Genomic DNA, 19,708 nt, shown 5'->3' on the forward strand with positions numbered 1-19,708 from the left:
TATTTTTTTGATAGTAAATACTAAAACGGCCAGCATCATCTTGACGACAACGATGCACTGGGCCGCTCGACCTACGTCTGTGAAGGATTCTCTGCCTTTAATCCAGACTATAATCACCCAAGCGATAACGGCACGAAATAAAGTGGGTTACTTTAATGATTGATGAAAAATATGTAAAAGTTACATTCTATTTAAACCAGGATGAGGATGGTTATCCGCCGGTTAACTATGAGTCTGTATGGTTAAAAAAGAATGAGCAAGGAGAGTATGAATTGGATAATATACCGTTTTATATATATGGCGTAAGTAAGTGTGATGTATTAGCATTTCAGGAAAATAAAGGTGAGTTTGTTGTGAGTGGCGTTTTGAGAAATAATGGCCACTCCACTATGCGTGTTTATATGAATGTGGAAGAGCAGAAAATTAATGTTATATCTGCCTTGCAATTATTAGGTGGGGTTACTAACTCAGCTAACGCTTCGCCATTATTTGGTCTTGATATCCCTCCTTCGGTGTCTATTCCGGATATTGATCTTTTTTTAAAAGATAAGTTGGATGAAGGCATCCTTGACTATGAAGATGCTTGCCTTCAGCATACAGGCATAGATGAAAAAAGGCTGAAAGAGTGTAAGGCGCTTACAAATATAAAGTATGTCAATCATTGAACATATAGGAGGGTGTAAATGAGGCCTCTATTATTATTTGGAGAAAAATATAATCTTGATCTCAATATATAAAATCTTCTTAGTTAGATGTTTAATGGTTTTTTTTCAAGGGGGTAAATAAAATCTCCCTAAGATTTTAAATAAGAAAGGTGAGGAATGTAATTTTGACCTTAGAACCTGATTTGAAAAAAAATGCTAAATTCAGCAATGAATCTGAAGTGGCTGCTTTTAATGAAACGCTGAAAAAAATGGCTTTGTCTAAAGATGCTAATTATATCGAAATAATGCTATCTTATCTTGATGATGACTGCGAGTACGGTGATGTAATGAAAAATATCATTGGCACGGCCGAGACATTTGAGGTTTGTTCGTATATAAATGCTGTCGTTCATGTTATCGATGACCTTAAAGAAAAAGCGCCTGATTGGCTTGAAGTTATACATTATAGAATTACAAACTCAAAACCACATACAGAAGCTTACAAAGAAAAATTAAGACTACTTAACTATCCTGAATATTTGGTTAAGTATCTGAAGGATTTTTTGGACGCAAATCCAGAAAAATTTTCTGAAGTAGAATATATTCTTTCTGAGAATCCTTAAGCAGGGTTAATCTTTAATAGTATGCGCCGAACCCGCTGGTAGGGGGGATCGCTGGGTGGCTTTAATATCGCTGGTTAGCGAAGGCTTTAGCAAATGGCCACGTTATACCCGAAGGTGTGACAAGACCACATGGTCATCATATTGTTTTTAAAGGAAAATACTCAAATGCATCTCTGGATCCGCATTTGGCAAGATCGAAAGCTATCCTTAAAAAATACGGCATTGATCCTGTAAATGATCCTGCAAATCTTATGATTGCTAATAATGTAGAAGGCGTCCACACAAAAGAAAATGCAAAAAAAGTTGCCGATGCGTTAGCCAAAGCTGATAAAAAAATTAAGGAAATAAGTAAATATAAAAATTTATCACGCAGTGATGGAACTGATCTTCTTAAACAGAAGTTACAAGAAATCGGACACGAAGTATTCGGAGGGCATAGGTAATGAAAAGTTGGCATAGCACGCAATTGGACAATTTAAATAAATTAATCCAAGAGGAGTTTTTAGAATTATATAAAAAATACAACCAGGGCGATATTATTTACGGAGTCGTTCTGGTACTAGACGATGATGGGTTGACAAGCTATATGGCTGTATCTACTAAGAAGAGCATTGAAAAGATGCACAAGGGAATAGAGTGGGAAGGTTATTCTTGGGTGCAGGGATTTTTTGATGATAATGATGATGTGGGCGTTCGTTCATTTACTCCTGTAATGATGGATCATTACTATGAAGAGATTCAGCCTTTATTATCAAAAGGTTATGATTTTGATGAGGAAAGAAAAAGAAATCTTAATCTCTATATAAGTGCTATGAAAAAGGCAAAGCAACAGTTATGTAATTCTGTTGGAAACGATGTAAACAGTATGGTTTGTTACGTTACTATTCCCGGTGAGCCTGAAATTGATCGCGATTCGGCTATAGAAATTAATGAGCCTTCTGATAATTTAAACTGGTTTTTAGAAACTTACAAAGAATTGTTATGATCTTTAAAAAGGCCTTTAGTGGTTTTTTCAATTACTTGATATAATTTCATTCTCATATAATGCATATTTACCGCTTAAAGAGTAAACGCTGGAATTATTATTAAGCAGCAATGCTTCTGGAATATGGCGCAACAGCTTGCGCAATCCGTCGCAGTTTGTAACGGCGCAGCGCATCACGTATGGTTACGACGCTTTCGGCTGACGCAGTCGGAAGCAGGATTGGTTTGGCGTGATGGCAAGAGGCCAATGGTAGTGTAAGCACACTCGATGTCGTTCCTCGCACTTTTTAGGTTGCATGTTTTTCTGCCATCAGCCGGTACTCTCTCTATGTCATTTTATTCAGAGGCTTATGAAGCCAATCGCTGTTGTCTCTGCCATTGCTCTGTGATTTCTCACGCTTTATCAGGGTTCTAAACAGATAAAAACCCATCATTTCTGTCAGGTACGTCCTGTTACCGTTGGATAAAGGCATTCTGCGTCGGCCTTCCCGGTTTGATAAATTCCAGTATTAAGCCATGCACTTTAGCGTGCTGCGCCAGCGTCGGTGATTTTAAATCCATGCTGGATACGTGCTGTAGTGATATATAAAAAGACGCTATAAAACAAAAAAGGCCTTGATTTAACATGGCCTTTTTGTCCTGCGGCGACTTAGGGAGATCGCGTGAAACGTTACTCGATGTTCTGGATCTGCTCGCGCATCTGCTCAATAAGCACTTTCAGTTCAATAGCCGAGTTGGTCACTTCCGCATTGATCGATTTAGAGGCCAGCGTGTTCGACTCGCGGTTGAACTCCTGCATCATAAAGTCGAGGCGGCGACCCACAGCTTCCTTCTTCTTCAGGATGTTGTAGGTCTCTTTTACATGCGCTTCGAGCCTGTCCAACTCTTCGGCAACGTCGATACGCTGCGCCATCATCACCAGCTCTTGCTCGAGGCGGTTGTTTTCCAGCTGCACCTGCGCCTCTTCCAGCTTGCTGACCAGGCGTTCACGCTGCCATTGCAGGATTTCCGGCATATGAGCGCGCACATTGTTGACTTCGGTGCTGACGCCTTGCAGACGCTGCTCGATCAGCGCTTTCAGCGCCTGGCCTTCGGTTTCGCGGGCGACGATAAAGTCGTCCAGCGCGCCATCCAGCGCGGCGAGGATTTCAGCGGTAATCGCATCGAGATCCTGCTCCTGAGCCGCCATCACGCCAGGCCAGCGCAGAATATCGACCGGATTAATTTCACCCTCGTCGCTCTGCATTTTTACCCAGTTCGCGGCGGTGACCAGCTGCTTAGCCAGTTTTTCATTCAGAATCAGTTCGCCCTGCGCGCTGGCGTCCGGCTCAAAGCGTAAGGTGCATTCCACTTTACCGCGGGTCAGACGGGTACGCAGACGCTCACGGACAACCGGTTCAAGGCTGCGGAATTGTTCCGGCAGGCGGAAGTAAGTTTCCAGATAACGCTGGTTAACCGAGCGCAGTTCCCAGGAGGCTGAGCCCCATGTGCCCTTGATTTCACGCCGGGCGTAGGCGGTCATACTGCGGATCATAGTCGTTCCCGTTTTGAAGGAGAGATGCGGGGGATTATAGCTTTGGTGGCCTTATCAGGATAGGAATAACCAGGGTTAGCCAGTATAATGCGCAGCCACATTCGTAACAGCCGGAGAAATCATCATGCGTCCAGCAGGCCGAAGCGCCACTCAGGTGCGCCCCGTCACCCTGACCCGTAACTACACAAAACACGCAGAAGGTTCCGTGCTGGTGGAATTTGGCGACACCAAAGTGCTCTGCACCGCCTCCATCGACGAAGGTGTTCCACGTTTTCTTAAAGGCCAGGGCCAGGGCTGGATCACTGCCGAATATGGCATGTTGCCGCGTTCGACCCACACCCGTAACGCCCGTGAAGCGGCGAAGGGCAAGCAGGGCGGACGTACCATGGAGATCCAGCGCCTGATTGCGCGTGCACTGCGCGCGGCGGTCGATCTGAAAGCGCTTGGCGAATTTACTATCACCCTCGATTGCGATGTTCTGCAGGCTGATGGTGGCACCCGTACCGCGTCGATCACCGGTGCGTGCGTGGCGCTGGCCGATGCGCTGAACAAACTTGTTGCCGCAGGCAAGCTGAAGACCAACCCAATGAAAGGTATGGTGGCGGCTGTCTCCGTTGGCATCGTTAATGGCGAAGCGGTGTGCGATCTGGAGTATGTTGAAGACTCAGCGGCTGAGACCGACATGAACGTCGTGATGACCGAAGATGGCCGCATGATCGAAGTGCAGGGCACCGCAGAGGGCGAGCCCTTCACTCATGAAGAGCTGCTCGCGATGCTGGCGCTAGCCCGAGGGGGCATTGAGTCCATTGTCGCGGCGCAAAAAGCGGCGTTAGAAAATTGATTTTGAGGGCGACGATGAGTCGCCCTTTTTTTTGCGCAACATCCGGGCGTCAGGCCCGCTGTCTGCGCAACGCACTTTGCTAAATTTTTAAATCATCAAAACAGGAAGAGGAGCGGATCCATGAAAGCGTACCAGCGTCAGTTTATTGAATTTGCGCTTAACAAACAGGTACTGAAGTTCGGCGAGTTCACGCTGAAATCCGGGCGCAAAAGCCCCTATTTCTTTAATGCCGGGCTGTTTAATACCGGGCGCGATCTGGCGCTGTTAGGCCGTTTTTACGCTGAAGCGTTAATGGATTCCGGGATTGATTTCGATCTGCTGTTCGGCCCGGCTTATAAAGGCATCCCGATTGCGACCACCACCGCAGTGGCGCTGGCAGAGCATCACGAGCGCGATGTGCCCTACTGCTTTAACCGTAAGGAAGCCAAAGATCATGGTGAAGGCGGTAACCTGGTTGGCAGTGCGCTGCAGGGCCGTGTGATGCTGGTGGATGATGTGATCACCGCCGGGACGGCGATCCGCGAGTCGATGGAGATTATTCAGGCTAACGGCGCGACCCTTGCTGGCGTGCTGATCTCGCTCGACCGTCAGGAGCGCGGCCGCGCAGAGATCTCTGCGATTCAGGAAGTTGAGCGTGATTACGGCTGCAAGGTGATTTCCATCATTACGCTGAATGACCTGGTAGACTATCTGGAAGAGAAGCCGGAGCTGGCCGATCTGGTCGCCTCTGTGCGTGCCTATCGCGAAGAGTACGGTGTCTGAGGAGCTACCCGGCAGCAGGCCTGCCGGGTTTCGTCTTACAGAAGCTGTGCGCCCTGCGTGTTGACATACAGGGCGTAAATCGAGGTGCTGGCGGCCATAAAGAGCCGGTTTCGCTGCTCGCCGCCGAAGCAGAGATTAGCGCAGCGCTCGGGCAGGTGAATCATGCCAATCGCTTTGCCCTGCGGGTTAAACACCCGAACACCATCCAGCTCGTCGCTGCCCATGCCCCAGCCGCACCATAAATTGCCATCTACATCGCAGGCGATACCGTCCGCGGTGCCGTTGTCACAATCAATATGCACCCGCCTATTTTGTAACTGCCCGTCGACAATATCCCACGCCAGTATTAAACGATTAGGCGTAGCGCGGCTCTCCACAACATAGAGGATTTTTTCGTCCGGCGAGAAGCAGATGCCATTCGGCCCGCGCACATCCCCCAGCACCACTTCCAGCTTGCGGGTTTGCGGATCGAGACGATAAACATTCTGCGGCAGCTGCGGCTCGGCTTTATGTCCTTCATAAAAACCGGTAATGCCAAATGGTGGGTCGGTAAACCAGACTGAGCCGTCAGATTTAACGGCGATGTCGTTCGGCGAGTTGAGCGGCTTACCGTCGAAGCTATCCGCCAGTACTGTAATGGTGCCGTCGTACTCTGTGCGCGTAATACGCCGCGTATCGTGCTCACAGCTGATCAATCGCCCCTGGCGATCGCGGGCATGACCGTTGGCGTTATTTGCCGGTTTGCGAAAAACAGCGGTCTCGCCAGTCTGTTCATCCCAGCGCATCACTGCATTGTTGGGGATGTCGCTCCAGAGCAGCATGCGCATATCCCCAAACCATAACGGCCCTTCCGCCCAGCGACAGCCAGTAGCGATTTGTTCTACTTTGGCGCTGGAGACCATATAACCACGAAAGGCGTCATCGAGCGCGACCACGCGCGGATCGGGGTAGCGCTGTGCAGGCGCCCATGCAGCAAAACTTTTTTGACTGAGTAACAGGGAAGCGGTAGCGATACCGCTCAGCTTTAACAGTTCCCGACGAGATGTTGCCATCCGGTCTCTCCTTCTTGCTTTTATAGGGTATCGAAGCGGTAATTTGTTTTAGGAATAACCAGGTGCCTGAAGGAGCGTAGAGAATCGGCAAGGGTGCCACATCTGGCATTGTTACGAATTACGTTGGGCTTTTACACAGAATGGCGGGAAATGCGAATGCAGCCACAGAGGCTGCATAGGGTGATTACTGTAATTGCAGAAGTAACAGCGGCCAGCGCGCGTCAAAATCTTCGGTCGGGCTATATTTGAACTCGCTGCGCACATAGCGCGACAGCATCCCTTCACAGAAGGCCAGCAGCTGGCTTGCCAGCAGTGTCTCGTCGGTCGCATACCCTTCGCCTTCACGCATTTTGCGCTCGCGCAGGACCTGGCGCAGCTGCGCTTCAATACGCTCAAAAAGCTGGTTGATGCGCCCCTGCAGGCGATCCTGCTCAAACATCAGCGCATGACCGGTCATGATGCGGGTCAGGCCGGGATTACGTTCGCCGAAGCCCAGAATCAGTAAGACAATCAGACGCAAACGCGCAGTCGTGTCTTTTTCATCTTTTAAAATCAGGTTGATGCGGGTAATCAGGCTATCTTCGATAAACTCGATCAGGCTATCGAACATGCGTGTTTTGCTGGGAAAGTGACGATACAGCGCGGCTTCAGAGACGCCGACCGATGCCGCCAGTTTCGCCGTGGTAATACGTTGGCTTCCATCGCTGGATTCCAGCATTAACGCCAGAGATTGAAGTATTTCCTCACGGCGATTCTTTTTCGCAGTCTGTTTTTCTGCCATGTTCTAAAAAACCCCAGAAAATAATCACTTGTCAGGCGAGCAACCACACAACGGCCGCAAATGCCTGGCATTTGCGGTGATCTTATCGCGTTATAGTGTTGTGTAATGCGTTAAATAGCGCGGATTATTGACGCCCGGAGTGGCCAAAGCCGCCTTCGCCACGCACGGTGGCATCGAACTCTTCCACCAGGTTAAATTCAGCCTGCACCACCGGTACAAAGACCATCTGCGCGATACGCTCGCCAGGCACGATGGTGAAGCTCTCTTTCCCGCGGTTCCAGACGGAGACCATCAGTTGCCCCTGGTAATCGGAATCAATCAGCCCAACCAGGTTGCCCAGTACCACGCCATGTTTATGACCCAGGCCCGAGCGCGGCAAAATGACGGCTGCAAGGGTTGGGTCGGCAATGTGAATCGCCAGACCTGTAGGCAGCAGTGTGGTGGCGCCTGGCGCCAGCTCTACGGCGTCATCCAGACAGGCGCGCAGGTCAAGACCGGCGGAGCCGGAAGTGGCATAGGTCGGCAGCGGGAACTGCTCACCCACACGCGGGTCCAGAATCTTAACGTCGATTTTTTTCATCATAACGGGTAACAATCTCGTCCAGTAATAGGTGTCCCAGCAGCGCTTTGCGCTCCAGCGGCAAGCGCTTATCGCCATCTTGCCAGAACAGATGTAATGCGTTGTTGTCGCTATTAAAGCCTTGATTAGATTGCGAAACATCGTTGGCGCAAATCAGGTCGAGGTTTTTGCGGGCGCGTTTCTGCCGGGCGTATTCTTCCACATTATTCGTTTCCGCGGCAAACCCAACAACATAAGGTCGATGATTGGTGAGCGCCGCAACGCCGGCGACGATATCGGGGTTCTTCACCATTTTTAGTGTGATTTCATCGCCTTGCTTTTTAATTTTCTCCGGCGCGATCTCGCTGGCCCGATAGTCAGCGACCGCCGCGCAGCCGATAAAAATATGCTGCTGCTGGGCGCGCTGCTGTACTGCCGCTTCCATCTCAAGGGCGGTAGTGACATCCACGCGCTGAACTAAGGCGGGCGTAGGTAGCGACACCGGGCCTGAAACCAGCGTCACATTCGCGCCGCGCTTCGCAGCTGCTTCGGCGATCGCGAAGCCCATTTTGCCAGAGCTGAGATTAGTGATGTAGCGCACCGGATCCAGCGGTTCACGGGTCGGACCGGCGGTAATCATAATGTTCAGATGTTGCAGATCCTTGACCGGCGAAAAGTGAGCCGCGGCCATATCGACGATGGTGAGCGGATCGAGCATGCGGCCCGGGCCAACGTCGCCGCACGCCTGGCTACCGCTGTCTGGCCCCCACAACAGCAGGCCGCGCGACGCCAGCACCTGTAAATTGTGCTGGGTAGTGGCGTTGCGGTACATCTGCTGATTCATCGCCGGGACAACCGCAACCGGTGACGGCGTGGCCAGGCAGATAGTTGTGACCAGGTCATTCGCCATGCCCGCCGCGACGCGAGCGATTAAATCGGCGGTGGCGGGAGCCAGAATCACCAGATCGGCCCATTTACCCAACTCAATATGCCCCATTGCCGCTTCCGCGGCGGGGTCGAGCAGGCTGTCGGAGACAGGATAACCGGAAACGGCCTGCAGACTTAGCGGTGTGATAAAGGCTTTGGCGGCCTCGGTCAGCGCCACGCGGACTTCCGCACCGCGATCGCGCAAGCGGCGCACCAGCTCAGGCGCTTTATAGGCCGCGATACCCCCGCTTACGCCGAGGACAATTTTTTTACCCGCCAGAGTTGTCATGATTCTTTCCCGTTGGATTCGCCAGAGGCTGGGGATTTTATCACAATCCTGATGTCGTCGTGCCTGTGCCCGTGAACCACTTTGCGAGGCGTTACGCAGCATTGAAAAGTGCCATTCGATGAGCATCTCTGGATGTGGCAGCATGAGAGCCAGACAGGGAGGTGTAGATATGGCGATTGTGTTAATTCCTCAAAAGCCGCGTGAAAAGATGATGCAGTTGGGCGTTGAGTCTCTTACGGATGTTGAGTTACTGGCACTGTTTTTACGCACTGGCGCATGCGGGAAAAGCGTACTTACCGTCGCGCGCGAGATGTTAAACCACTTCAGCTCGCTCCACTCTCTGCTCTGTGCTGACTACGATGAGTTTCGTTTTATCTCGGGCATTGGCATTGCCAAATATACGCAGCTCAGGGGCATCGGTGAACTGGCAAGGCGCTCCTACAACGCGCGTATTGCCGAGGAGAGTTCTCTGCTCAGCCCGGATATGGTGCGGGAATTTTTGCAAAGCCAGCTGGCAAACGAAGAGCGTGAGGTCTTTATGGTTATCCTGCTTGATAACCGCAACCGCATCATCAAACACGCCCGGCTATTTTCCGGCACGATTAACCATGTTGAGGTGCATCCGCGAGAAATTTTACGCGAAGCAATAAAATTCAATGCGGTCGGCGTGATCCTCGCGCATAATCACCCCTCGGGTAATGCTGAGCCCAGCAGAGCAGATAAGGCCATCACCGAACGAGTGATAAAATGCTGCCAACTCATGGACATTCGCGTTCTTGATCATCTGGTCATTGGTCGCGGTGAGTGCGTTTCTTTTGCGGAACGCGGTTGGATTTAGACCACTTTGCGCGATCCATCGGGATCTTTGTCTGTTCGGGACTTGAGCACACCGCCGAGTCAGCGTATACTACGCCACCTTTGAGAATCTCGGGTTTGGCATTTGGGCCTGGCAATCGAGAGTTCACATAGAACTGCGATGACCGGGCTGTAAAGCCTGACGAGGCGCCAATACCCCATACGAAGCTCGAGCTAATTTGATTTTTGGAGAATAGACATGTCCCGAGTCTGCCAAGTTACTGGCAAGCGTCCGGTGACCGGTAATAACCGTTCCCACGCACTGAACGCGACTAAACGCCGTTTCCTGCCGAACCTGCACTCTCACCGTTTTTGGGTTGAGAGCGAAAAGCGTTTTGTCACCCTGCGTGTATCTGCTAAAGGTATGCGTGTAATTGATAAGAAAGGCATCGATACAGTTCTGTCTGAACTGCGTGCCCGTGGCGAAAAGTACTAAGTACTTAAAGGATAAAAATCATGGCTAAAGGTATTCGTGAGAAAATCAAGCTGGTTTCTTCCGCTGGTACTGGTCACTTCTACACCACCACGAAGAACAAACGTACTAAGCCGGAAAAACTGGAACTGAAAAAGTTCGATCCAGTTGTCCGTCAGCACGTGATGTACAAAGAAGCTAAAATTAAATAATTTTAGTTTTCTTGAACAAAAACCCCGCTCTGTCGGGGTTTTTGCATTTCTGATAGCCCGCCAAAAGCCGGAGATGAGATGCCTGAATTACCTGAAGTTGAAACCAGCCGCAGAGGCATTGAGCCGCACCTGGTCGGTGAAACCATCCTGCATGCCGTGGTGCGTAACAGTCGGCTACGCTGGCCTGTTTCCGAAGAGATCCATAGCCTGAGCGACAAACCGGTGCTCAGCGTGCAGCGACGCGCTAAATACTTGTTGCTGGAGCTGCCGGATGGCTGGATCATCATTCATCTCGGTATGTCCGGCAGTCTGCGCGTTCTACCCCACGAGCTTCCCGCGCAAAAACATGACCATGTTGATCTGGTCATGAGCAACGGCAAAGTGCTGCGTTACACCGATCCGCGTCGTTTCGGTGCATGGCTATGGACCAAAGAGCTGGAAGGGCACAACGTGCTGGCGCATCTCGGCCCGGAGCCGTTGAGCAACGCCTTTAACGTCGACTATCTGCGTGAGAAGTGCGCGAAGAAGAAAACGGCGATAAAACCCTGGCTGATGGATAACAAGCTGGTGGTGGGCGTCGGCAATATCTACGCCAGCGAATCGCTGTTTGCCGCCGGGATCCATCCCGATCGGCTGGCCTCATCCCTCTCGCAGCAGGAGTATGAACTGCTGGTACGCGTGATCAAAGCGGTGTTGTTGCGCTCTATTGAGCAGGGCGGAACGACGCTGAAAGACTTCCTGCAAAGCGACGGCAAACCTGGTTATTTCGCACAGGAGCTGCAGGTTTACGGGCGGGAAGGACAGCCTTGTCGCATCTGCGGCACGCCAATCTTGGCGGCAAAACATGCGCAGCGTTCAACGTTTTACTGCCGGCAGTGTCAGAAATAGGTGGGGAATAAAGCCGGATTAGCTATCCGGCTTCGAAGCTTACTTCAGCTTATCAAGCAGCGCTTGGTGAACCGGCTGCGGCAGGAAATGTGCGACATCACCCTGGTGGCGCGCCACCTCTTTGACCAGCGAAGAGGAGATAAATGACCACTCTTTCGACGGCATTAAATAGACGCTTTCCAGATCCGGCATCAGATGCCGGTTCATATGCGCCAACTGCATCTCATACTCAAAATCCGCTACCGCGCGCAGACCACGGATCAAAATCGTGGCCTGCTGGTCACGTGCGAAGTTAGCCATCAGATCGCTAAAGCCGACTACCGTGACATTTCGCAAATGTGCCGTCGCCTGCTGCGCCAGCGCAACGCGCTCATCGAGGCTGAACATCGGTTTTTTGCTCGGGCTGGCGGCAATCGCCAGTATCAGCTCATCAAACATCGCGGCGGCACGGGTCACAATATCGATATGCCCGTTGGTGATGGGATCAAACGTACCAGGGTAGATCGCCCGCTTTTGCATAATCGACCTTATTGCGCTTTAGGTGGCAGGTAGGGTTCCAGCAGTTGCAACAAAAGCTGCAGAGCGCCCTGATTCTGATAGAGCACTTCCACTGCGTGGCGACCGTAAAAACTCCGGTAATCTTCATCGGTCAACAAAGAGGTGACCTCTTTGATGAGCGCGTCCACATCGTTTACGGTGATCAACCCATCGGCCTGCGTCAACCGCGCGCAGATATCTTTGAAGTTGAACGTATGCGGCCCCATCAGCACAGGTATTGCATGCGCGGCGGCTTCAAGTGGGTTATGACCGCCTCTCTCGACCAGCGACCCGCCGACAAACGCCAAATCGGCAATGCCGTAAAGCAGCATCAGCTCGCCCATCGTATCGCCAACCACCACCTGGGTGCTGGCAGAGGGGATTTCGCCGGAAGAGCGTGTGATGAAACTCAAACCTGCCTCCCGCACCATATTTACGGCGTCAGGGAAGCGTTCAGGATGACGTGGAACCAGAATCAAGAGTAAATCAGGAAACTGTTTTAGCAAGGCCTGATGCGCGAGCAGCATAATGCTCTCTTCGCCTTCGTGGGTGCTGGTAGCAATCCAGACCGGACGATGCGGCGCCCACTGACGACGCAGGGCGACAGCGCGGGAGGCAAGTTGCGGTGTGACAGAGATATCGAACTTCAGGCTACCGGTTACTGTAAGCTGGTTGCGTTTAGCGCCAAGTGCAATAAAACGGTCGCCATCTTCGCTGTTTTGCGCGGCAATTAGCGTAATTTTGCGCAGCAATTTCTGAATAAATTTACCCAACTTCGCATAGCCAGCGGCGGAGCGCGCCGAGAGACGGGCGTTAGCAATCACCAGCGGAATGCTTCGTTTATGCAGAGCGCTAATCAGGTTAGGCCACAGCTCGGTTTCCATTATCAACACCAGCTTAGGGTCGACCTTATCGAGGAAACGGTTTAGCGCGTCTGGCAGATCGTAAGGCAGATAAACATGCTGAACGTCGCCACCGAATGCTGACATTACCCGCTCGGAGCCGGTTGGTGTCATGGTGGTAACGGTAATGGGCAGATCGGGATAGCGGTGACGTAAGGCGCGCACCAGCGGAATGGCGGCCAGCGTTTCGCCCACGGAAACGGAGTGCAGCATGATGCCGCCTGCTTTCAACGGCTTATTGTAGAAGCCATAGCGCTCGCCCCAGCGTTTACGGTAAGCCGGAGCTTTTGCACCACGCACCCACAACCGCACCCAAATCAGCGGCTGAATAATGTACAGCAGTGTGGTGTAGAGCAATTGGAGCATAGTACGTTGCAGGCTTAGGAATGTGCTGGGGATTTTATGTATTTAGTACCGTCATTGCTATTACTTTTGCTGAAATCGACCAAATTCGCCTCTTATCACGTCATGAGTATCACTCTTATCAATTTTTTTTCATTTTTATCTAATTATTGAATGTTTCAGAACGAACTGATTATGACCATGTAGTAATGCTGATTATTTATATTGTTGATTTTTATTTTAATTTTCAGGTCTTTGTTGAAAAGTGCTTCGAGTCGGATTGGTGATAAAGAAGTGGTACAATAAAGGATCTATAAGTACGCAATATCAGTGTTCAGGTAGCTGTCGAGCCTGGGGCGGTAGCGTGCCTGTAATTTTTCACGGATATACATCAAGAAGAGCCGATTGTGGAAAAGCCATTTCACCGAATTCTGGTTATTAAAATGCGTTTTCATGGAGACATGCTGCTGACCACGCCGGTCGTCAGCACGTTAAAACGCAACTATCCTGATGCGCGCATTGATATGCTGCTCTACAAAGACACAATGCCAATCTTATCCGAAAACCCTGAAATCCATGCTCTTTATGGCATGAGCAATAAGGGGACGTCATTGAAGGAAAAGATAGGGAATTTCTTCAGTCTGGTGAGCCAATTACGCAAGAATAACTACGATCTCATCGTCAATCTGACGGATCAACACATTGTGGCGCCGCTGGTACGCTTTCTGCCAGCAAAAGTGAAAATTTCGCAGGATTACGCCCATCGGCAGTCTGCTTTCTGGAAAAAAAGCTTTACTCATCTTGCGCCGTTTGCCGGTGAACACGCGGTGGAACGTAATTTATCGACTCTGGCTCCACTGGGAATTACTGACTTCTGCCGTGATACCACCATGAGCTATGCGCCCGAACACTGGGAGCGCATGCGCAGCGTGTTGGATGAGGCTGGCGTTGGTGAGCACTATGTCGTTGTGCAGCCAACAGCCCGCCAGCTGTTTAAATGCTGGGATAATGAAAAATTCTCGCAGGTGATCGATGCCCTGCAAGCCCGGGGATATGACGTCGTACTGACTTCCGGCCCGGGCGCTGACGATCTCGCCTGCGTTGAGGAGATTGCCCGCGGATGTGCGCGCAGGCCCGTCACTTCTCTGGCGGGTAAAACGCGTTTTCCTGAACTCGGTGCCTTAATCGCCCACGCCGCGCTGTTTATTGGCGTGGATTCTGCGCCAGGCCATATCGCCGCTGCGGTAAAGACGCCGATTATCTGCCTCTTTGGTGCCACCGACCACGTTTTCTGGCGACCATGGAGCGACAACATCATCCAGTTCTGGGCCGGTAATTATCAGCCGATGCCGCCGCGCAGCCAGTTGGACAGAAACAAGAAGTATCTCTCTGTTATTCCGGCAGAAGACGTCATCGCGGCGACAGAGAAGATGTTGCCCTCTTTAGAAGGCGTCTGCTGATGATTGTCGCTTTCTGTTTATACAAATATTTTCCCTTTGGCGGCCTGCAGCGCGACTTTATGCGTATTGCGCAGACCGTCGCCGGGCGCGGGCATCATGTCAGGGTCTATGTGCAGTCATGGGAAGGCGAGCAGCCCACAGAGTTTGAGCTGATCCGCGTCCCGGTCACGTCGCGCACCAACCACGGGCGCAACGCTGAGTATCACGCCTGGGTAGTGGCGCATCTGGCGAAACATCCCGCCGATCGCGTGGTCGGCTTTAATAAAATGCCGGGACTGGATGTCTACTATGCGGCCGACGTTTGCTATGCCGAAAAAGTGGCGCAGGAGAAGGGCTTCTTTTACCGCCTGACCGCCCGTTATCGCCATTATGCCGCCTTTGAGAAAGCGACCTTTGAACAAGGGAAAGCGACGCAGCTGCTGATGCTGACCGACAAGCAGATCGGCGATTTTCAGCGGCATTACCATACTGAAAGCGAAAGATTTCACATTCTGCCGCCGGGGATCTATCCCGATCGTAAATACAGCCAGCAGATCGCCAATGCCCGCCAGATCTACCGTGAAAAAAACGGCATCGCGGACGATCAATTCTGGTTGTTACAGATCGGATCCGATTTCAGCAGGAAAGGCGTTGATCGTACGCTTGCCGCTGTTGCCGCGCTGCCAGAAGCATTAAGAAAAAAGACTCAGCTGTTTATCGTCGGCCAGGACAAGCCGGGGCGCTTTGCCGCACAGGCAGCGAAGGCAGGTATCAAAGATAACGTGCACTTCTTTTCAGGGCGTAGCGATGTGGCTGAGCTGATGGCGGGTGCCGATCTGCTGATGCATCCGGCCTACCAGGAAGCGGCGGGCATTGTGCTGCTTGAAGCGATAACCGCGGGTCTGCCGGTGATCGTCAGCAGCGTTTGCGGATATGCGCCCTACATTGCCCGTGCGCAGTGCGGTGTGGTAATCGAGGATCCATGGTCTCAGGCCGCGTTAAACGAGGCGCTACAGCGTGCATTGCAAGAGCCTGCCCTGCGCGAAGCATGGGCGGAGCGGGCGCGGTATTTCGCGGATACAGAAGATCTTTATAGCCTGCCGGAGAGAGCGGCGGACATCATTACGGGTGAAGTGAATGGTTGAATTGAAAGAGCCGCTGGCGACACTCTGGCGGGGTAAAGATGCGTTTGCCGAAGTGGAAAAGTTACAGGGCGAGGTATTTCGCCAGCTCGAAACGCGCCGCACCCTGCGTTTTGAACTCGCCGGTAAAAGCTATTTCCTGAAGTGGCATCAGGGCACCGCGTTTAAAGAGGTGGTGAAAAATCTGCTTTCGCTGCGTCTGCCGGTACTGGGCGCCGATCGCGAGTGGAAAGCCATTCATCGTCTGCATGATGCAGGTGTTGATACCATGCACGGCGTTGGGTTTGGCGAAAAGGGTGCCAACCCTATCAATAAAACGTCTTTCATTATCACTGAAGATCTGACGCCAACCATTAGCCTTGAAGACTATTGCGCTGACTGGCTGACGACGCCGCCGGAGCCGCGTGTCAAACGGATGATTATTCGGCGTGTTGCCACCATGGTGCGCAAGATGCATCAGGCCGGGGTAAACCATCGGGACTGCTATATCTGCCATTTCCTGCTCCATCTGCCTTTTGAAGGCGACGAAAAGAGCCTGAAAATCTCGGTGATCGATCTGCATCGTGCGCAAATGCGTGCCCATGTGCCGACGCGCTGGCGTGATAAAGATCTGGTTGGGCTCTACTTCTCTTCACTCAATATTGGTCTTACCCAGCGGGATATCTGGCGTTTTCTTACCGTCTACTTTGCCGCCTCGCCGCGAAAGATTGTCCAGCAAGAGGCTGGTTTATTAGCGCAAGCGCAGGCTCGGGCTGAAAAAATCCGCGAAAGAACGGAACGTAAATCTCTCTAAAATGAGAAGTGGTCACTCAATGAAAATTGCATTTGTTGGTGAAGCCGTATCGGGTTTTGGTGGCATGGAAACGGTCATCAAAGCCGTCATTCATTCGTTTCAGCAAGCTGCCTTTGCGCAGTGCGAGATGTTCTTTTTTTGCCGTAACGACAAAATGGATAAAGGGTGGCTGGCAGGGATTAACGCGGCTTACTCCTTCTCGAACATTAAACTCAGTTTTATCAGGCGCGCGATCCATATCCATAATTTCAAGCGCTGGATGAATGAGCATAAACCCGACTTTGTAATCTGCATTGATACGCCCACCTGCTTTCTGGTAAACAGAGCGCGGCGGAAATGCAAACATCGTTTTACTGTTTTGTCGTGGCCGCATTTCTCGCTGGATCATAAAAAGCACGGTGACTGTGTAGTCTGGGCTGATTATCACCTCGCGATAAGCAGCGGTATCAAAACGCAGATGGAGGCGCGGGATATTGCGGAGGAGACAATCCACCTCGTCTATAACCCCGTTGAACCGCAGAGCGGCACGATCCCCACCCCGAATGCGGACGAGACTGCGACCTTCTTATACGTCGGCAGAATGAAGTTTGAAGGGCAGAAAAAAGTTAAAGATCTGCTCGATGGTCTCGCGCAGGTTAAAGGACAGTGGCATCTGCATGCGATTGGCGATGGTTCGGATTTTGAAAAGTGCAAGGCTTACGCGCGCAAACTCAATATCGACCGCAACATCACCTGGCATGGCTGGCAGGCTCAGCCCTGGGACGTGGTCAGGGACAAAATCAAAAAAGTCTCCGCATTGCTACTGACCTCATCCTTTGAAGGCTTCGGGATGGTGCTGCTGGAAGCGATGGCGTGGGGCATTCCCTGCATCAGCGCAAATTGTGTTGCCGGTCCGGAAGATATTATTCGCCAGGGCGTCAATGGCTATCTCTATCCGCCAGGCGAGATGGCTGAGTTTGTGGCCTTGCTGCAGCAGGTTGTTGATCATCGCACGTCATTCCAGCCAGATACGGTTAAGCAGTCAATCAGCGCGTTCTATACCGAAACCTATAATCGACGTATGCGAGAGGCGATCCTCTCGGTCCTCACGGCACTGAATACGAGCATTGAATGAGCCAAACTTATTTTGATGAGAAAGAAGTGATTCTTTCGATAAAGGATTATAACTATTTATCTGATGCTGGCATCAGTGCGTTTAATATCGCTTACGGCATCGATAAGAACTTCCTTTATGGATGTGGGATTTCGATAGCGTCAATTCTTTTAAATAATAAAGATAAGCGATTATCCTTCCATGTCTTTACAGACTATATAACAGAAGAGGATAACAAAAAGTTCTCCTCGCTCGCAGAGCAATACCAGGCACGGATTACGGTTTATCTGGTGAATTGCGATAAATTGAAATCACTACCCAGCACCAAAAACTGGACCTATGCGACCTATTTCCGCTTTATTATTGCCGATTATTTTACGGAGAAAGCGGATCGCGTGCTCTATCTCGATGCGGACATCGCTTGTCAGGGCAGTGTACAGGAGTTGATTGATCTTGAATTCAGCGAGCATGAGATCGCCGCAGTTGTCGCAGAAGGCGATATTAACTGGTGGCAAAAGCGAGCGGTAAGTCTGGACTCACCCGGTTTAGTTAATGGGTATTTTAACGCTGGTTTTCTCCTGATTAATATTCCGTGCTGGGCTGCGAATGATATCTCGCGTAATGCGATTGAAATGCTACGCGATCCGGTTGTGGCCAGTAGAATTACGCATCTCGATCAAGATGTATTGAATATGCTGCTGGTGGATAAAGCAAAGTTTATTGATAAGAAATTTAATACTCAGTACAGCATTAATTATGAATTAAAAACGGGTGTACCAAACCCAGTAAATGAAAGCACGGTGTTCATTCACTATATTGGGCCAACGAAACCGTGGCACGATTGGTCTGATTATCCGGTGTCACAAGGTTTTCTTCGTGCTAAAAGAGAGTCGCCGTGGAAAAACGATCGCTTATTGAAGCCTACAAATGCAAATCAATATCGATATTGTGCCAAACATATGCTGCATCAGAAGAAGTTCCTTAAAGGGTTAGTGAGTTATTTGTTTTATTTTCAAAAGAAAATCGCAAACTAAAAAAACACATAGGTGATGCAGTGGACTCATTTCCAGGTATTAAAATTTCTGAATTCGAAGTTTTTGATTATAGCAAAGAGAAAACAACCCATGCTCTAAACATCGCCTATGGAATCGATCGCAACTATCTTGATTGGGTAGGCGTATCAATAACGTCGATTGTAATCAATAACAGCATCGACATAAATTATCACATCATCTCCGATGAGTATGATGATTGCTTCCTGAAGCGAATAGGCGTACTGGCTGAGAAGTATGCAATCAAAATAAATTTATATTTAATTAATTCTGAATGCCTAAGCGATCTTCCCAGTACCAAAATTTGGTCACGTGCCATGTATTTCCGGCTATTCGCCTTTGAATACTTCAGCAATAGTTTCGATGAGCTGCTCTATCTTGACGCTGACGTCTTTTGTAAAGGTCGGCTTGATGAGCTGGCTGCATGTAACCTTGAAAACGTCGCTGCGGCAGTCGTACGTGATGTTGATTCGATGCAGAGTAAAGCCGTCGAAAGATTAAAAGACCCCGATATACGCAACAATTATTTTAATTCCGGCGTAGTGTTTGCCAATCTCAAAGAGTGGGTGAAAAATGGTCTCACTAATCAGGCTTTCTCTATACTTCTCAATAAAAATAATCGCGGCATAGAATTTAAGTACCCGGACCAGGATGTTCTCAATGTCTTACTAAAAGATAGAGTGCATTTCTTACCGGGGAAATTTAATACAATCTACACTATTAAAAGCGAGCTGAAAGATCGCTCTCATCAAAACTACAAGAATATTATTTCGGACGAAACAGTCTTAATACACTATACAGGGGCGACAAAACCTTGGCATAAATGGGCGACTTACCCGTCCACCGTGTACTACCAAACTGCGTTAGCCGCATCACCCTGGAAAGATCAACCACCACGTGACGCAAGAACATTTATCGAGTTCAAGAAAAGATATAAACATCTTCTGGTGCAACATAAATATATGGCAGGTATTAAAGCAGGTTTTTTATATCTTCTGAGAAAGTACTCTTTACATTCAAAATAAAACAATAGCTGGTCAAATTT

At 50.2% G+C, this 19,708-nt stretch carries 23 protein-coding genes and 1 pseudogene; 16 read left to right on the forward strand and 8 right to left on the reverse strand.

The genetic code is table 11. From position 1 onward, the window contains the following. The first annotated feature begins 155 nt into the window (after positions 1-155). The 4 genes from HF650_RS00520 (at position 156) to HF650_RS00535 (ending at position 2,252) form a co-directional block, all read left to right on the forward strand. A complete protein-coding gene (locus HF650_RS00520) occupies positions 156-665 on the forward strand; it encodes a DUF4265 domain-containing protein (RefSeq protein ID WP_187800741.1) in 510 nt (169 codons plus the stop codon). 164 nt (positions 666-829) lie between these two features. Beyond that, on the forward strand, positions 830-1,267 hold the full coding sequence (locus HF650_RS00525; RefSeq protein ID WP_187800742.1) for an Imm30 family immunity protein: 438 nt from the start codon (positions 830-832) through the stop codon (positions 1,265-1,267). Between the two features lie 116 nt (positions 1,268-1,383). Continuing rightward, the gene (locus HF650_RS00530; protein ID WP_223284243.1) at positions 1,384-1,710 is read left to right on the forward strand and encodes an AHH domain-containing protein; all 327 of its coding nucleotides are present in this window, start codon (positions 1,384-1,386) and stop codon (positions 1,708-1,710) included. Next, a complete protein-coding gene (locus HF650_RS00535) occupies positions 1,710-2,252 on the forward strand; it encodes a DUF4303 domain-containing protein (RefSeq protein ID WP_187800743.1) in 543 nt (180 codons plus the stop codon). Before HF650_RS00530 ends, HF650_RS00535 begins: the two co-directional genes overlap by 1 nt. A gap of 403 nt (positions 2,253-2,655) precedes the next feature. On the opposite strand, the pseudogene HF650_RS25065 reads toward HF650_RS00535, so the two are convergent. Both HF650_RS25065 and HF650_RS00540 read right to left on the reverse strand, forming a co-directional pair. Continuing rightward, positions 2,656-2,791: pseudogene (locus tag HF650_RS25065) on the reverse strand (integrase core domain-containing protein); the annotation flags it as partial. A gap of 130 nt (positions 2,792-2,921) precedes the next feature. Further along, positions 2,922-3,785: a YicC/YloC family endoribonuclease gene (locus HF650_RS00540; RefSeq protein WP_187800744.1), complete on the reverse strand. Its 864-nt coding sequence runs from the start codon at positions 3,783-3,785 to the stop codon at positions 2,922-2,924. Positions 3,786-3,909: 124 nt separating this feature from the next. Here HF650_RS00540 and rph point away from each other — a divergent pair, with 124 nt between their 5' ends. Beyond that, entirely contained in the window at positions 3,910-4,626 is a 717-nt protein-coding gene (gene rph / locus HF650_RS00545; protein ID WP_094418915.1) for a ribonuclease PH, read from the forward strand. A gap of 120 nt (positions 4,627-4,746) precedes the next feature. Continuing rightward, on the forward strand, positions 4,747-5,388 hold the full coding sequence (gene pyrE, locus HF650_RS00550; RefSeq protein ID WP_094418916.1) for an orotate phosphoribosyltransferase: 642 nt from the start codon (positions 4,747-4,749) through the stop codon (positions 5,386-5,388). A 35-nt stretch (positions 5,389-5,423) separates the two neighbouring features. Here the strand turns inward: pyrE and HF650_RS00555 are convergent, their stop codons facing one another. The 4 genes from HF650_RS00555 to coaBC form a co-directional block, all read right to left on the reverse strand. Next, positions 5,424-6,440 (reverse strand): SMP-30/gluconolactonase/LRE family protein, encoded by a 1,017-nt coding sequence (locus HF650_RS00555; RefSeq protein WP_187800745.1) that lies wholly within the window; start codon positions 6,438-6,440, stop codon positions 5,424-5,426. Positions 6,441-6,624: 184 nt separating this feature from the next. Further along, positions 6,625-7,221, reverse strand: coding sequence for a nucleoid occlusion factor SlmA (gene slmA / locus HF650_RS00560; RefSeq protein ID WP_094418918.1), 597 nt, complete (start codon positions 7,219-7,221; stop codon positions 6,625-6,627). A gap of 124 nt (positions 7,222-7,345) precedes the next feature. Next, entirely contained in the window at positions 7,346-7,804 is a 459-nt protein-coding gene (dut, locus tag HF650_RS00565; RefSeq protein WP_187800746.1) for a dUTP diphosphatase, read from the reverse strand. Continuing rightward, a complete protein-coding gene (gene coaBC / locus HF650_RS00570) occupies positions 7,782-8,996 on the reverse strand; it encodes a bifunctional phosphopantothenoylcysteine decarboxylase/phosphopantothenate--cysteine ligase CoaBC (protein WP_187800747.1) in 1,215 nt (404 codons plus the stop codon). Before coaBC ends, dut begins: the two co-directional genes overlap by 23 nt. A 169-nt stretch (positions 8,997-9,165) precedes the next feature. Here coaBC and radC point away from each other — a divergent pair, with 169 nt between their 5' ends. The 4 genes from radC (at position 9,166) to mutM (ending at position 11,363) form a co-directional block, all read left to right on the forward strand. Continuing rightward, positions 9,166-9,834, forward strand: coding sequence for a DNA repair protein RadC (gene radC / locus HF650_RS00575; RefSeq protein ID WP_187800748.1), 669 nt, complete (start codon positions 9,166-9,168; stop codon positions 9,832-9,834). Between the two features lie 216 nt (positions 9,835-10,050). After that, complete coding sequence (rpmB, locus tag HF650_RS00580) at positions 10,051-10,287, forward strand: 50S ribosomal protein L28 (protein WP_002436699.1); 237 nt, start codon at positions 10,051-10,053, stop codon at positions 10,285-10,287. Between the two features lie 20 nt (positions 10,288-10,307). Next, positions 10,308-10,475, forward strand: coding sequence for a 50S ribosomal protein L33 (rpmG, locus tag HF650_RS00585; protein ID WP_013094893.1), 168 nt, complete (start codon positions 10,308-10,310; stop codon positions 10,473-10,475). A gap of 78 nt (positions 10,476-10,553) precedes the next feature. After that, positions 10,554-11,363, forward strand: a complete 810-nt coding sequence (gene mutM, locus HF650_RS00590; protein WP_187800749.1) for a bifunctional DNA-formamidopyrimidine glycosylase/DNA-(apurinic or apyrimidinic site) lyase — start codon at positions 10,554-10,556, stop codon at positions 11,361-11,363. Between the two features lie 39 nt (positions 11,364-11,402). Here mutM and coaD read toward each other — a convergent pair whose 3' ends face one another. Together coaD and waaA are read right to left on the reverse strand one after the other, a co-directional pair. Continuing rightward, positions 11,403-11,882, reverse strand: coding sequence for a pantetheine-phosphate adenylyltransferase (coaD, locus tag HF650_RS00595; protein WP_187800750.1), 480 nt, complete (start codon positions 11,880-11,882; stop codon positions 11,403-11,405). An 8-nt stretch (positions 11,883-11,890) separates the two neighbouring features. After that, complete coding sequence (gene waaA / locus HF650_RS00600) at positions 11,891-13,168, reverse strand: lipid IV(A) 3-deoxy-D-manno-octulosonic acid transferase (RefSeq protein ID WP_187800751.1); 1,278 nt, start codon at positions 13,166-13,168, stop codon at positions 11,891-11,893. Between the two features lie 383 nt (positions 13,169-13,551). Between waaA and rfaQ the strand changes: the two genes are divergently transcribed. Genes rfaQ through HF650_RS00630 form a run of 6 tightly spaced genes read left to right on the forward strand, consistent with a single transcriptional unit; the run spans position 13,552 to position 19,688 of the window. Next, positions 13,552-14,604, forward strand: a complete 1,053-nt coding sequence (gene rfaQ, locus HF650_RS00605; protein ID WP_187800752.1) for a lipopolysaccharide core heptosyltransferase RfaQ — start codon at positions 13,552-13,554, stop codon at positions 14,602-14,604. Then, positions 14,604-15,728, forward strand: coding sequence for a glycosyltransferase family 4 protein (locus tag HF650_RS00610; RefSeq protein ID WP_187800753.1), 1,125 nt, complete (start codon positions 14,604-14,606; stop codon positions 15,726-15,728). The genes rfaQ and HF650_RS00610 overlap by 1 nt, the downstream gene beginning before the upstream one ends. Then, complete coding sequence (gene rfaP / locus HF650_RS00615; protein WP_187800754.1) at positions 15,721-16,518, forward strand: lipopolysaccharide core heptose(I) kinase RfaP; 798 nt, start codon at positions 15,721-15,723, stop codon at positions 16,516-16,518. The genes HF650_RS00610 and rfaP overlap by 8 nt, the downstream gene beginning before the upstream one ends. Before the next feature lie 19 nt (positions 16,519-16,537). Continuing rightward, positions 16,538-17,632 (forward strand): lipopolysaccharide 1,6-galactosyltransferase, encoded by a 1,095-nt coding sequence (gene waaB, locus HF650_RS00620; RefSeq protein ID WP_187800755.1) that lies wholly within the window; start codon positions 16,538-16,540, stop codon positions 17,630-17,632. Then, the gene (gene waaO / locus HF650_RS00625; RefSeq protein WP_187800756.1) at positions 17,629-18,645 is read left to right on the forward strand and encodes a lipopolysaccharide 3-alpha-galactosyltransferase; all 1,017 of its coding nucleotides are present in this window, start codon (positions 17,629-17,631) and stop codon (positions 18,643-18,645) included. The genes waaB and waaO overlap by 4 nt, the downstream gene beginning before the upstream one ends. Positions 18,646-18,665: 20 nt before the next feature. After that, on the forward strand, positions 18,666-19,688 hold the full coding sequence (locus HF650_RS00630; protein ID WP_187800757.1) for a glycosyltransferase: 1,023 nt from the start codon (positions 18,666-18,668) through the stop codon (positions 19,686-19,688). The last annotated feature ends 20 nt before the right edge of the window (positions 19,689-19,708 follow it).

The organism is Kosakonia sp. SMBL-WEM22 (assembly GCF_014490785.1).
Classification (GTDB): domain Bacteria; phylum Pseudomonadota; class Gammaproteobacteria; order Enterobacterales; family Enterobacteriaceae; genus Kosakonia.

Coding starts and splice junctions, on each gene's coding strand:
- coaBC (WP_187800747.1), bottom strand. CDS start 8,996: ATGACAACTCTGGCGGGTAAAAAAATTGTCCTCGGCGTAAGCGGGGGT.
- mutM (WP_187800749.1), top strand. CDS start 10,554: ATGCCTGAATTACCTGAAGTTGAAACCAGCCGCAGAGGCATTGAGCCG.
- dut (WP_187800746.1), bottom strand. CDS start 7,804: ATGATGAAAAAAATCGACGTTAAGATTCTGGACCCGCGTGTGGGTGAG.
- rpmB (WP_002436699.1), top strand. CDS start 10,051: ATGTCCCGAGTCTGCCAAGTTACTGGCAAGCGTCCGGTGACCGGTAAT.
- pyrE (WP_094418916.1), top strand. CDS start 4,747: ATGAAAGCGTACCAGCGTCAGTTTATTGAATTTGCGCTTAACAAACAG.
- rph (WP_094418915.1), top strand. CDS start 3,910: ATGCGTCCAGCAGGCCGAAGCGCCACTCAGGTGCGCCCCGTCACCCTG.
- waaO (WP_187800756.1), top strand. CDS start 17,629: ATGAGCCAAACTTATTTTGATGAGAAAGAAGTGATTCTTTCGATAAAG.
- HF650_RS00540 (WP_187800744.1), bottom strand. CDS start 3,785: ATGATCCGCAGTATGACCGCCTACGCCCGGCGTGAAATCAAGGGCACA.
- rpmG (WP_013094893.1), top strand. CDS start 10,308: ATGGCTAAAGGTATTCGTGAGAAAATCAAGCTGGTTTCTTCCGCTGGT.
- waaA (WP_187800751.1), bottom strand. CDS start 13,168: ATGCTCCAATTGCTCTACACCACACTGCTGTACATTATTCAGCCGCTG.
- HF650_RS00520 (WP_187800741.1), top strand. CDS start 156: ATGATTGATGAAAAATATGTAAAAGTTACATTCTATTTAAACCAGGAT.
- coaD (WP_187800750.1), bottom strand. CDS start 11,882: ATGCAAAAGCGGGCGATCTACCCTGGTACGTTTGATCCCATCACCAAC.
- rfaP (WP_187800754.1), top strand. CDS start 15,721: ATGGTTGAATTGAAAGAGCCGCTGGCGACACTCTGGCGGGGTAAAGAT.
- HF650_RS00555 (WP_187800745.1), bottom strand. CDS start 6,440: ATGGCAACATCTCGTCGGGAACTGTTAAAGCTGAGCGGTATCGCTACC.
- waaB (WP_187800755.1), top strand. CDS start 16,538: ATGAAAATTGCATTTGTTGGTGAAGCCGTATCGGGTTTTGGTGGCATG.
- slmA (WP_094418918.1), bottom strand. CDS start 7,221: ATGGCAGAAAAACAGACTGCGAAAAAGAATCGCCGTGAGGAAATACTT.
- radC (WP_187800748.1), top strand. CDS start 9,166: ATGGCGATTGTGTTAATTCCTCAAAAGCCGCGTGAAAAGATGATGCAG.
- HF650_RS00535 (WP_187800743.1), top strand. CDS start 1,710: ATGAAAAGTTGGCATAGCACGCAATTGGACAATTTAAATAAATTAATC.
- HF650_RS00610 (WP_187800753.1), top strand. CDS start 14,604: ATGATTGTCGCTTTCTGTTTATACAAATATTTTCCCTTTGGCGGCCTG.